Origin of the sequence: Microcoleus sp. MON2_D5 (assembly GCF_036701905.1) — a bacterium.
Classification (GTDB): Bacteria; Cyanobacteriota; Cyanobacteriia; order Cyanobacteriales; family Microcoleaceae; genus Microcoleus.
In genome coordinates this window covers 67,406-80,202 of sequence record NZ_JAUBRM010000012.1, presented here as the reverse complement: position 1 = coordinate 80,202, position 12,797 = coordinate 67,406, and the positions used below count along the sequence as shown (strand labels likewise).

9 protein-coding genes are annotated in these 12,797 nt (G+C 45.0%); 5 read left to right on the top strand and 4 right to left on the bottom strand.

Going from position 1 to position 12,797, the window contains the following annotated elements; translation table 11 throughout:
* Positions 1-8 precede the first annotated feature (8 nt).
* Together QUA47_RS06790 and QUA47_RS06785 are read right to left on the bottom strand one after the other, a co-directional pair.
* On the bottom strand, positions 9-1,523 hold the full coding sequence (locus tag QUA47_RS06790) for a hypothetical protein (protein WP_333430172.1): 1,515 nt from the start codon (positions 1,521-1,523) through the stop codon (positions 9-11).
* A 161-nt stretch (positions 1,524-1,684) separates the two neighbouring features.
* Positions 1,685-4,021, bottom strand: coding sequence for a glycoside hydrolase family 31 protein (locus QUA47_RS06785; protein ID WP_333430171.1), 2,337 nt, complete (start codon positions 4,019-4,021; stop codon positions 1,685-1,687).
* Positions 4,022-4,786: 765 nt separating this feature from the next.
* Between QUA47_RS06785 and QUA47_RS06780 the strand changes: the two genes are divergently transcribed.
* A complete protein-coding gene (locus QUA47_RS06780; RefSeq protein WP_333430170.1) occupies positions 4,787-6,391 on the top strand; it encodes an alkaline phosphatase D family protein in 1,605 nt (534 codons plus the stop codon).
* 225 nt (positions 6,392-6,616) lie between these two features.
* Here QUA47_RS06780 and QUA47_RS06775 read toward each other — a convergent pair whose 3' ends face one another.
* Together QUA47_RS06775 and QUA47_RS06770 are read right to left on the bottom strand one after the other, a co-directional pair.
* Positions 6,617-7,048, bottom strand: coding sequence for an ester cyclase (locus tag QUA47_RS06775; RefSeq protein ID WP_333288607.1), 432 nt, complete (start codon positions 7,046-7,048; stop codon positions 6,617-6,619).
* Between the two features lie 162 nt (positions 7,049-7,210).
* Positions 7,211-7,570, bottom strand: coding sequence for a group 1 truncated hemoglobin (locus tag QUA47_RS06770; RefSeq protein WP_333430169.1), 360 nt, complete (start codon positions 7,568-7,570; stop codon positions 7,211-7,213).
* 638 nt (positions 7,571-8,208) lie between these two features.
* Between QUA47_RS06770 and QUA47_RS06765 the strand changes: the two genes are divergently transcribed.
* The 4 genes from QUA47_RS06765 to QUA47_RS06750 all read left to right on the top strand — a co-directional run bounded on the left by QUA47_RS06765 (position 8,209) and on the right by QUA47_RS06750 (position 12,630).
* Positions 8,209-8,820, top strand: coding sequence for a 2OG-Fe(II) oxygenase (locus QUA47_RS06765; RefSeq protein ID WP_333430168.1), 612 nt, complete (start codon positions 8,209-8,211; stop codon positions 8,818-8,820).
* A gap of 246 nt (positions 8,821-9,066) precedes the next feature.
* The gene (locus QUA47_RS06760) at positions 9,067-10,359 is read left to right on the top strand and encodes an AAA family ATPase (protein ID WP_333430167.1); all 1,293 of its coding nucleotides are present in this window, start codon (positions 9,067-9,069) and stop codon (positions 10,357-10,359) included.
* Between the two features lie 4 nt (positions 10,360-10,363).
* Positions 10,364-11,023 carry a hypothetical protein gene (locus tag QUA47_RS06755; RefSeq protein ID WP_333430166.1) on the top strand — a complete coding sequence of 220 codons (660 nt, stop codon included), beginning with the start codon at positions 10,364-10,366 and terminating at the stop codon, positions 11,021-11,023.
* 356 nt (positions 11,024-11,379) lie between these two features.
* Positions 11,380-12,630, top strand: a complete 1,251-nt coding sequence (locus tag QUA47_RS06750; protein ID WP_333430165.1) for an alpha/beta hydrolase — start codon at positions 11,380-11,382, stop codon at positions 12,628-12,630.
* Positions 12,631-12,797 lie beyond the last annotated feature (167 nt).

Below are 12,797 nucleotides of genomic sequence, written 5' to 3'. Positions count from 1 at the left end.
TAATTTTTCTATTCACTTCTGTCAGGAATACCAAGGCGCTGATATAGTTCTTTTTGCTTAGGATAGAGGAAACAATCTTTAAAAGTTTTGCGAGTTTGTGAAATCAACTCCTCTAACACACTATCAAATGTTTTGTGTTCTAAATCTTGAAGCACTTGAGATAAATGAAGGCCCGCTGCTAGATGAGGCTGCAAAATTTCTAGCTCACCAATTGAGAGTATTTGCCAATCTAGATTGACGATTCCTTCATTTTTCAATAACTCCTTTATGTGAGCGCGAAAATCATCACTATTAATTAAATACATCTCTTCAAGAGTAACTAACACTGGCATAAATCTGCTGCATTCATGAAATTCATCTAGATTAGTTGCTCGGGCTTGGCAGGCTTTGATAAAGGTATCAATTTGTATTAAACCTTTTATGACTTGTTTCAAACTATCATTGATCGCCTCTTCAGATGAGATAGTTTTAGCAAGTAATGTATATTTTATTGCTTTACACTCCAAAAATCTCGCTACGCTACCATCAATAATTGCATAATCAGGAGATTTTATATGATTACCAAGGTCTAAGTCGCGTATATCAATAATTTTTTCTGAAGTAATAGAGTTATTTAAGATGAGTTTTAAATACTCTTCTAAAACATATCCAAAATAATTAGAAAATTTTTGACCAAATTTATTATATAGTTGATAATATATACCGAGAGACATTCTTTCATCAATTAAACCAGGCACTGGAGCGCACATAAAGTCTTGTCCAAAATTCCCAAAGCCCTTACTTTTGCAAGGAAATATTAGGGGATATGTCTGCAGAGGATTAAAATAATACATTCTAAATCTACGATCGGTGTTTTTACGCTTGTCATACAAGGTTGTAATTTTAACTTGATCGCCTGCTAACTGGTGAACGACCTGAGAGATAGCTTTATCATCAAGAAGACTAATACCTTGTGATCGCACTTTTGCAAACAAGTTTAAGGGGAACGCAAAATTGTTTTTTGCAAAGGCAGATGCTGCAAATCCAATATTGATAAATTCATGTATAGAGACTCCATTAAGAATTAAAAATTCTTTGTGTATATCGAAATTTGGAATACCTGGCTTATTTACTAAACTATTGGGAATCTCATGGTAAAGTAAGATAGGTCTTGAAAATTGACTGAATTGACTAACATTAAATGGAGATTGTTTAGAGAATAATCTCAACATCCAAATATCCGGCTTAGAGCGACTTAATTTATTATATAACTCTTGGTCAAAGGTTATAGGATCTGCTCCTAAGTAAGTAGTAACAAGTTCTAGAATTGGCTGAAAGTTTTTTAGTGGTTTGATATTTTGGCTTACTATGCTAGGCTCGGAAAATCTAACAGCAAATAGGGCAACTTCCGCAGCTATAAAGGGAAGCAAGCTATGTTTTCTTTCATAGAGAGAGTACAAAACATCACCTAGCCTGAATTTGCTCATTTTCTGACGAATCTTGAGCTCAAGTTTATCTAAATCATCCAAGGTGTTAATTTCCATTTTTTTAGTTTTGCTGTACTTGCTGATGAATTCGATCGCACCACACCGGAATCACAGGCTGACCAGATTTTCAGGATACGATCGCCCTTTCCATCTCAAACTATGCCAGATCGAGCGATCGCCCTGAATGCCACCATAGCATAAACCGCTTTATGCCAAAATTATCCAAATGTCAAACGCCGCGCCGTACCATCATCTGTAAATCGCTGTTCGCCAACGCCAACAACTTCCACAATAACTTCGCGTTCAGAAATCGAAAATTGACCCTCGCGCGTGGCAATTTCAACGATGATTTTTTCCCCTTCCAAATACACTTTGTAATTAGTCGTTGCCCAAACACCTTGTTCATGCTCAAAACTGTGTCCGTCATCCTCATAAAGCGTCCATTCACCGCTTCCGGGCCAAATTCGCATTTTTAATGACTCAAGCGGTTCTTCGCTGACAAATTGCCTCACAGGTTCCATCGCAATTATGCCCCCGCCCCGCACGTAAAGCGGCATTCTCTCCAAAGGTGCATAAGCTAAAATGTGCGTCGGGCCCTGATAGCATTCGCCCGTCCACCAATCGTACCAAGTCCCCTCCGGCAAATACACAGCGCGGTGTTCAACTCCCGGCCGGTAAACAGGTGCAGCCATCAGCGACGGGCCGAGTAATACTTGATCGTAAAGGTGGTAAGTTGCCCGATCGCGCGGAAATTGATATAGTAACGGTCGCAAAATCGGTGTTCCCGTTGTCGCAGCTTCCCAAAACAAGGTGTAAATGTAAGGCAACAACTGATAGCGCAAATTCATGTATTCGCGACAAATCTTCTCAGTGCGATCGCCAAAAACCCACGGTTCGTGTTGGGCCGTATTTATCGCCGAATGACCGCGCATCAAGGGATACAGCATTCCCACCTGCATCCACCGCGCGAACAATTCAGCGGTTGCATTCTCCGCAAAACCCCCGATGTCGCAACCGACAAACGCCACGCCGGAAAGCCCCATATTGCAAAGCATCGGTAGCGACATTTCTAAGTATTCCCACTGCGATAGATTGTCGCCCATCCATACCGACGAGTAACGCTGAACGCCCGCAAAACCCGATCGCGTCAGCACAAAAGATCGCTCGCCCGATCGCACTTTTTGCAACCCTTCCGAACAAGCTTTCGCCATCATCAACCCATACAAATTGTGCGTTTCCGCGTGGGTGGCGCCCTCGGATTCCGGGCCTTGCGGTGCATCCAGCGGAAACCAGACGTGTTGGTGGCCGTCGCCAAAAGGCCGTTCTGCGATCGAAGGTTCGTTCATATCGTTCCAAATCCCCGCAACCCCCATATCTGTAAGGTTTTTGTGCAATTCGCCCCACCACTGGCGCACCTCTGGCCGCAGGAAGTCTGGAAACACCGCTTTTTCGGGCCAAACGTAACCGTGGAATAGCCTTCCCTCTGCGGTGCGGACGAAATAGTCATTTTCCACACCCTGATCGAATACTTCATAATCTCCTTCCGGTTCGTACTTGACACCGGGATCGACAATCGTGACAACCTTAAAACCGGCTGCTTTCAAGTCTGCGAGCAGTTTCGCGGGATCGGGGAAACGCTTCGGGCTCCAGGTAAAAATGCGGTAGCCGTTCATATAGTCGATGTCGAGGTGGATGACATCGCAGGGAATGGCGCGATCGCGAAATTGCTTCGCCAACTCCCGCACAACGTCTTCGGAGTCGTAGCTCCAGCGGCATTGGTGGTATCCCAGCGCCCATTTTGGCGGAAGCGGCATCCGGCCTGTTAACTGCGTGTAGGTAGCGAGAATTTGCGCGGGTTCCGGGCCGTAAATGATGTAGTAATCGAGTTCCGGGCCTCTGGTTTCCATCCGCAAAACTCCCGGTTGTTCGGCGCCGATGTCGAATCGACTCCAAAATGTAGTGTTGAAAAAGATGCCGTAAGCGCGATCGGGACTCAGGGCGATGTAAAATGGGATCGCTTGGTACATTTCATCGCTGAGGGAATTGTAGTCCAGCGCGTCTATTGTCCAGTTTGTCTTGACTTGGGAGAGTTTGTCGAGAAAGCCGGTGCGTTCGCCAAAACCGTAGAAGTGTTCGTCTGCTTCGATGCGTTTCCAGCCTGCGGTTGCGCCGGTGCGCCATCCCATACTGGGATCGCAGTCGCTAGCAAAGGGTTTTCCCGATTTGTCAAAGCATTCGATGGAAGCGCGATCGCGATTGACTGAAATCGTTATTTGTGATGTTTCAATTTCTATTTTTTCGTCTGTTTCTCGCACTTCAAATGGTGTAATTTCCCACTCTTCGTCAGGGACAGTTATTGATTGCGATCGGCTTTTGAATTCACCTGTCGGGGACATTCGCACTCTGATTAAATTCGGCGCGAGGATGCTGAGGTTTAGGGAAGTTTCACCGCAATTAAAGTGAAAGGCGCGATCGGTTTTATTTATGGATTCTACCGAACCGATGGTTGACCAAGGCTGTTCGGTTTTTTGGAGTTTTCCGAAGTATTGTGGCATACACTCTGACTAGAAATATTATCGATTTTGCTTTCAGGAGTTAAGGGTTGTCATCTGGCAAAAGGCTGAACTACAACGATCGATCTCATGCAGCAAAATCCGAATATCTCCGCTCCGTCCGGTCCACCGCCCGATTAACCCGATCGCCTGGGAGTATTGTAAAGGTGAGAACTAAAGAATCTAAAATAAATGTAAGCTAAGTTTATTAAACCTTTAACTTATGCCTCTTACCGAAATTTTACTCCTCCTCAAAAAGTTATCTCACTCCGATCGACTGTTGCTACTAAATTTCGTGGTAGCCTAATTATTGAATGGATCGGGTTTAACCCCATTGGATGTTCAGAACAAAGTAGCTAGTCAAGGTTTATATGATTCTTTTGAAGCTGCTGCTGGTTTAGCGAAAGCACGGTTGCAGAGGAAAAAGCGAAGAGACATGGTTAATATAGCGATCCTAAATCATTTGTGAATTTCTGACTCCCTCCCCGAACTCGCGGGGAGGGCTGGGGTGGGGTAAAAAATTTACGACTCCTGCAAGGATTGCTATATCGTGCTTTGGTGGTCGAGATGGTTGCTTTTTCATCGATCGCCTACTACCTTTATTTTGGGTAAACTAAAACTTCATAGAAAACCTGCCTTCGTCTGCGGGAGTTGTTTTCCTCCTCACAGTTCGGGGCGTCTCAGGAACAGCGGTGAATTTGCTGATTGTTGCCTACATCACAAATTAGCCCAAGTACAGTCTCGGTATTTTTAAAGATGAGGGTAGCCATGAAACGTAAAAAACAAGACCAACTCAGCCGCCGCAATTTTCTACTCGGTTCGGCAATTGTAGGTAGCGGTATTGTTGTCGCAAACCTGCGATCGAAATCTGGGTTAGCACAATCTTCTGCACCGGCAATTATCACCTCGGATCGGATGCGCCCCAGCATTCCATACGGTGTTGCTAGCGGTGATATTACCGGCAACAGTGCGGTGATTTGGAGTCGGTGCGATCGCTCCTCCCGGATGATAGTCGAATATGACACCGCCGACTCCTTCGGCAACGTGCAGCGCATCATCGGACCTGCAGCGTTGGAAACTAGCGATTACACGGCGCGTATTAACCTGATTGACCTACCAGCCGACCGGCAAATATTCTACCGAGTCAGGTTCCAGAATTTAGCCGATCCAAACATCTACAGCGTCCCCGTTACGGGGAGTTTCCGCACACCTCCAAACAGCAAGCGCGACATCTTTTTTGCCTGGTCGGGAGACACCGCCGGACAAGGTTGGGGTATCAATTCTGAATGGGGTGGCATGAAAATCTATGAAACTATCAGGCAGCTTAAGCCAGACTTCTTCATTCATTCTGGCGATTACATCTATGCAGATAATCCGATTAAATCTGAGGTAAAACTTGACGACGGTAGCATCTGGAAAAACATCACAACAGAAGAAAAGTCAAAAGTAGCTGAAACCTTAACAGAGTTTCGCGGAAATTACATCTACAACCTGCTAGACAATAACATCCGACGCTTCAACGCCGAAGTGCCTCAGCTAGTTCAGTGGGATGACCACGAAACTACAAACAACTGGTATCCCGGCGAGATGCTAATGAGCGATGACCGCTACAAAGTCAAAAGCAGTTCTTTACTGGCAGCGCGAGGCAAGCAAGCATTTATGGAGTATACGCCGATCCGCTTCGATGCCAACGACCCAGAACGGATTTACCGTTCGTTCAATTACGGTTCTTCCCTGGAAATTTTTATGCTGGATATGCGTAGCTACCGAGGAATAAACACTACCAATCGTCAGACAGCAGCCAGTGAAGAAACGGCGTTTTTGGGTAATGCCCAAGTTAGCTGGTTAAAGAACAAATTGCAGAATTCAAAGGCAAGGTGGAAAGTAATTGCTAGCGATATGCCAGTCGGATTGGTGATTGAAGATGGCAAAAACAGCGGCAACTTTGAGAACCTCGCCAATGGAGATGGCCCTGCATTAGGACGCGAACTCGAACTTGCTCAATTGTTGCGCTTTATCCAGCAAAACAATATCCAAAATGTCGTTTGGCTGACCGCTGACGTGCATTATGCTGCCGCGCACTACTACGATCCCGGTCAAGCTCAATTCACTGATTTTAAACCGTTTTGGGAGTTTGTTGCCGGGCCGCTTCACGCTGGAACTTACGGCCCAAACAAGCTTGACAATACTTTTGGCCCTTTAGTTAAGTTCCAAAGCTTGCCGCCGGGAGAAGTAGAAAATCTACCTCCTACAAAAGGTTTTCAGTTCTTTGGTACGGTTAAAATTAATGGCGACAGTCAGGTGATGACTGTGGCGCTGCACAACCTTGAAGGCAAAATTCTCTACAGCGTGGACTTGCCGCCGGAGGTTTAAAACAGCTTCAAGGGCGCTGGACAAGTCGATCGGCAAAATTACAAAATGTACGAGTAATATCAAGTTCTATCATCTGCGATCGATCGGGGAGTAGTAACGCACTCAAAGCGATATCTACTTACCCATCGAAAATAACATTTTCAATGCTAGTCCAACGATCCTGTTGGGCGGCCATCGAATCTAAGCGAAGCGCAAAGACTCTGCACCTTAGCTGCAACAGGATTGTTATGCTGCGCCGTCACTTTCCGAAGTAATTGGTATACCGATTTGAGTGAACCACGTTAACTTGTCGAAGTATCCACGCTGAAATTGAATTTTACTATCTACAACGTGGAAGAACCCGCACCCACGCAGAGTATAACTCTTGCCAGTCGGAGTAAAACCAGCAAATTCGCCGACAAATGTACCCGTGCCACTCCACTCCAAAATCGCCCACTCGCCGTCTTCAAACAGATTCTCCATATGGGTGCAGTTGTCTGGAAACGCCTGAAAGAATGAGATAAAACTCTCAAGCATCACTTCGCGCCCGTGAAGGGGATCGCCCAGTGCTACCTGGATGTTCGTCGCATCTTCGTGGTAGAGGGCGGCGAGGATATATGGATCTCGTGCATTGTATGCTGCTACCCACTCTGTCAGAACCTGTTTCGGTGTTTTCATGAGAAATTGATGTTCAACAACGATGCTGCATTCACTAGATAAAAACTTACGCATCAATACCTTCACCACCGTAGTTTTTTACGGCGATTAAAAATCTTTATGCAGTATTTTCGGAAAAAAAACTCGGTTATGAAGGTACCCATGCGTCCGGGACTGTAGATATTACTTGTACAAAACAGCCTCTTTCAAAGTTGCGATTTTAGCTAGCGCTGCATCGAGATCCTCTTGGGAGGCGCCGTAGGCAATGAGGGCATCAGTCAAATGCTTCACAATCGCATCAAAGTGTTCAGGCTGTAAATTCAAACCTGCGTGTGCTTTCTCCATTGAACGACCTGAGTATTGCTGGGAGCCGCCGAGGGCATAAGAGATAAAAGCAGTTTGATGGTGGCGCTGCTTTTCCATATCTGTATGATCGAAGAAATGGCTCACTATCTCGTCAGCCAAAACATCGCGGTAAAAATCATCAACCATCTCTTTAATGGCTGACTCTCCACCCATTTTTTCGTACAATGTTGTTGGCATATCGTTTCAGCGACTTGTTTTTTTTTTACTTACTCTTTAATGTTAGCTGGCAGCTTTGCTGTTCTCCACCCGTGAAATATTAATTTAATCTGAAATAATTACTTAGTAACTGTTGCAACTGGTGGTATTTTTTAGACCCCAGTGTATCATTGTAAACTTTATTAAGGTTCTATCGCCAGTTAGATATAGTCGATCGCCCTCCCTGCATTTTGACTTAATGCACGGATTGCTTGTTTTAGCAAGATGCTTGCGACAAAGCCCCAACACGCATCTGTTTTCCAGCTAGCAAAGTCAAGAAATTAGTGATAAAACAGAGGCCGGATGCGAGCGCGGAAATTAGGCCCGCCCCTGCAATTCCACAAGTTAAAATAAATGGGCGATCGGCTGCTGAGCGGCATCATGTATAATGAAATTGCAAATATAATCGAATCACTACAACGCTCGCCTGTATACTGATATTCTGCCGTTGCGAGTCGGTTGCGACACTTCCGGGCGATCGCCCGCAGTTAAGAAAAACCTTGGACTTAAGTACGCGGACTTAAATCAAGATTATTATGTCCTCCGCGCGGAACGAAGCAATCCCAAGTCTGAGCGATTGCTGCATTTCTATCTGCTGTTTCCTTAAAATTTGATGATTTTTGAGTGCCTTGAAATACTATAGCCAACATCCTAACGCTTTCTCGATCGACTACCTCAACGACTTGCGAGGAGCAATTCTAGCCTCCCCTTATCTAGCAATCAACAACCTCAACCGCGATTTCATTGGCACAAAAGGGTTTTCCGTGGTGTTTCAACGTTCGGAAATCGCCGAAGTAGAACGGCGGTTTCCCTTGTTCAAACCCTATCTAGACCAAGCATTACAGCCTGAATGCAATGCTTTTTACCTCAACCCTTTGTTGCTAGGTGAAGGTTCCCGCGTCGATCCGCATATCGATCGATCTTTGCGATCGTACTGCAAAACCGTTGAACCTCCCGCAGCCGTCAGCGTTTTGTACGTACAAGTGCCGCCGAACTTGCAAGGGGGAGAGTTGATACTGCGGCGCAACAAACAGCAAGTCGGGCAGATTAAGCCGCAAGCGAACTCGCTGATCTATTTTCAAGGAGATTTGACTCACTCTGTCAACGCTGTTAAAAGTACCGGAACTCGTTTGAGTTTGGTTTGCGAACAGTACAGTTTGAGCGAAACAGAACTGCAAGATATTCCACGGTTCACAGTGGAGTCTAGGGCCGTAAAAGCAAAAATTAAGTAAGGTTTATTCGATCCTGGGAGGGTGATAAATTCAGGACACGCTTAACCAGCCGCTTGCATCCAAGGTTCAATCACCGCCAACTTATGTGCTAGGAGATTATCCATAACAACTACTGCGATCCGAGTGGGTTAAGACCGAGCATTATGGGCGATCGGCTTAAGTAAAATCAAATATAATGTTAGAGTTACTGAATTGTTATAGGGTTAGAGTAATTTATAACATTCCTAATGGAGCAGAGGAACTTAAGTGGCAAAAATAGAAGGATTTAGGGTGATAAATTACCGCTCGCTGCGTGATATTACTATGGGCAAGCTGTGGAATACGCAAAATGCCAAGCCACTAACGCCAATGACAGCCGTTATCGGTAAAAATGGTGTTGGGAAAAGCACGCTTTTCGACACTTTTGGCTTTCTTGCAGACTGCTTAAAAGGGGGAGTCGAAGAAGCCTGTGATTCCCGTGGGCGGGGAGGTTTCCAGAGAATTCGATCGCAAGGACAAAAGGGAAGTGTTGAGTTTGAGATTTACTATAAACAGGACGGTAACGCTCGACCAATGACCTATGAGTTGGCAATAGACCTTGACTCTTCTGAAAGACCATATGTAAAAAAAGAAAGACTTAGACAACGGAGAAAAGGACAAGACAGAGGACAACCTTTTTCTTTTTTGATTCTAGATAAAGGTAAGGGTGTCGCATGGAAAGGTGAAGAAGGAGGCAAGCTATTTGATGAAGATCGAGGAGAATTTGATGTAAATAATTTTATAGAAGAAATCCAAAGAGGTGAAACATCAGAAGAAAGTAAAGAAAAGGAAATAGTTGAACTTGACGACAAGCGAAAACTGGGAATTGCTACTTTGGGAGCGCTCAAACAACACCCAAGAATTTCTGCATTTCGTAGATTTATCGAAGGATGGTATCTCAGCTATTTCACACCAGACGCTGCCCGTAGCTTACCTCTGGCTGGGCCACAAAAACATTTAAATATTCATGGAGATAATCTTGGAAATGTGGTTCAATTTATGGAGAGAGAGCATCCTAAGAAATTCCAATCAATTCTGCAAAAAATATCTAGTAAGATTCCAGGGGTGGAAAACATTAGCACCGCAAAAAGTCTAGACGGTAGACTTCTGCTGCAGTTCAACGATAGAGGTTTTCAAGAACCATTTTATGCTCAACAAATGTCAGACGGAACACTGAAGGTATTTGCTTATCTCCTTCTTTTAGAAGACCCCTCACCACCGCCATTTTTGTGCATAGAAGAACCAGAAAACGGACTTTACCATAAGCTTTTAGAAACTCTAGCCCGAGAATTTCGAGACCACGCTACAGCTCGAAAAAGTGGATCGCAAGTATTTGTTACAACACATCAACCCTATTTTGTAGATGCTCTTAACCCTGAAGAGGTTTGGGTACTTGAAAAGGGTGAGGATGGTTTTTCTCAAATCAGACGAGCTAGCCAAGACCCTCTCATTAATAACCTTGTTTCTGAAGGATTGCCCCTTGGCGGACTTTGGTACAGCGATTATCTAGATAAAAGGTGAATAAATGCACTTTGAGATACTTGTCGAGGATATTTCTGGAAAAACTGCTCTTGAAATTCTTATACCAAAGATTATTAGCACGGAACAACACACATTTAAGATCCATCCTTACAAAGGAGTTGGGCATATTCCTAAAGGTTTAAAATCTGCTTCTGAAGCCAATAAACGAATTCTGCTCGACCAGCTTCCGCGACTTATTCAAGGCATCGGCCAAACATTCTCTCAATATCCTCCTGATTACCCTGCTGTCCTCATTGTAATTTGCGATCTTGATGACCGATGCCTCAGTACGTTTCGCAGAGAACTACTAGATATTGTAGATAAGTGTAATCCTCCGCCAAAGACGCAATTTTGCATAGCAATTGAAGAAGGAGAAGCATGGTATCTAGGCGATTTAGCAGCAGTTAAGGCAGCTTATCCGAGAGCAAAAGAAGCAGTCCTAAATTCTTACACCAATGATAGTATCTGTGGGACGTGGGAGAAGTTAGCTGATGCGGTGTTTTCCGGTGGCAAACAAAAATTATCTAAACAAGGTGGGCAAGCAATTGGTTTAGAGAAGACAAACTGGGCTAACAAGATTCCTCCCCTCATGGACGTAGATAATAATTTGTCACCAAGCTTCTGTTATTTTCGAGATAAACTTCGAGGCTTAACGAGTCAGTAAAGAAACCGGGTTTTTTTATTGGGAATCGCCTAGCGCCACGAAGTAGACTCGTAAAAAACCCCGGTTTCTCCACACCCGTGCGTAAGTTATGTGTAACTACCAAAATCGGAATAATAGCCCAACTTTTGATGAGTAACAGCCCATACAGTTAGTTTAGCCAGACAACCTCAGCTTAACATTCCCAGAAACAGCGAACAACGTCAAAGATGAAAATACAACGAGACAAAGCATTTTCGATCGACGCAGGATGTCGGAGTCAATGAAGCAGCCGGTTTGGTAATGCCAGAGGCGATCGACTCACCAATAAAACCACCAGATTAATTTAAACTGATTAAAAATTAGGCTGCAAAAATCCGATGATCCGCAAGAAGAACCGCAAAAAGTTACCTTTATTGGCAGCGTTCTTAGTCTCGCCATTTATTTCTTGGTTCCTGAGTGCGATCGCACTATTTCTCAGTCTCTGGGTCATCGTACCAGCACCCACGATGTTCCTGTACCCTTTGGCGGTGGGATCACCAGAAATCAGTCCTTGGTTGGTCGGTATCAATACGATCGCCCTTCTGCTGAACCTGCTCAGACGGCATCAAGGCAAAGTCTACATTATTTTACTGATTTGTAACCTGTTCGCCGTAATCCTGGGCCTGCTACCCCTGATTCAGTTCCCCGCAGCCAATGCAGCGGTAGCTACCCAAATGCAAGCAGTTTTAGGGGAAAACTATTTAGCAGCCGTTCCTCAAGCCGATCGCGCGCAGCTACGCCCTCAGCCGTTTATCCTCGCAGATGCGTTCCGAGGAATTCCCCTCAGAGAGGTTAGGATCGATCGGGCTATTGGATTTGCCAACCCTGACGGAGTTTCACTGCAACTAAACCTTTATCGGCCGATGCAAATTGGCAAATATCCGGCGATTATCACCCTCTACGGGGGAGCTTGGCAGAGAGGCAATCCCGATTCCAATGAGGAATTCAGCCGCTATATGGCCGGCCAAGGCTATTGTGTTGTTGCAATTGCTTACCGCCACGCTCCCAAGTATCGATTTCCTGCTCAGCTTGAGGACGTACAAGCCGCTCTTTCCTATATCAAAACTCATGCTGCTGATTGGGAAATCGATCTCGATCGAATTGCTCTGATGGGAAGGTCTGCAGGTGCCCATTTAGCAATGCTAACTGCTTATAATTCTAGTGTGCTTCCAGTTCGAGCAGTGGTGAACTATTACGGGCCAAATGACCTGCTCCGGGGATACAATGACCCACCTTTTCCTGATGCCATAAATGTTCGAGCCGTCTTGCGTGCCTTTCTGGGAGGAACCCCAGACGAACTCAATGAGCTTTACCGTCGGGCTTCTCCCATAAATTATATTAAACCGAATCTTCCCCCTTCTCTACTGGTTTATGCAGGTCGCGACCATATCGTTCAGCCCAAGTTTGGGCGATCGCTCTACCAACGATTGCGAGCCACGGGCGATCGGGCTATTTTGCTCGAAATTCCGTGGGCTGAACACGCCTTTGATGCAGTTTTTCATGGCCCGAGCAATCAACTTGCTTTGTACTACACAGAACGCTTTTTGGCTCATGCTCTGAAGTCTTCGGATTACCAACGAGTTAAATAAAAGTTTAAATTTTACTCATTTATGCTCAATAAACGGCGTCTCAAACTGTCTGAACTATTGCTCTAAATCTCTTTATTTTAAATTCATAGAAATCCCCATTACTGCGCTGGGAAAGTTTTGTGGGGCTGCTGAATAAAAGCTGACCCCGCCAGCGGTGCGACCACCAC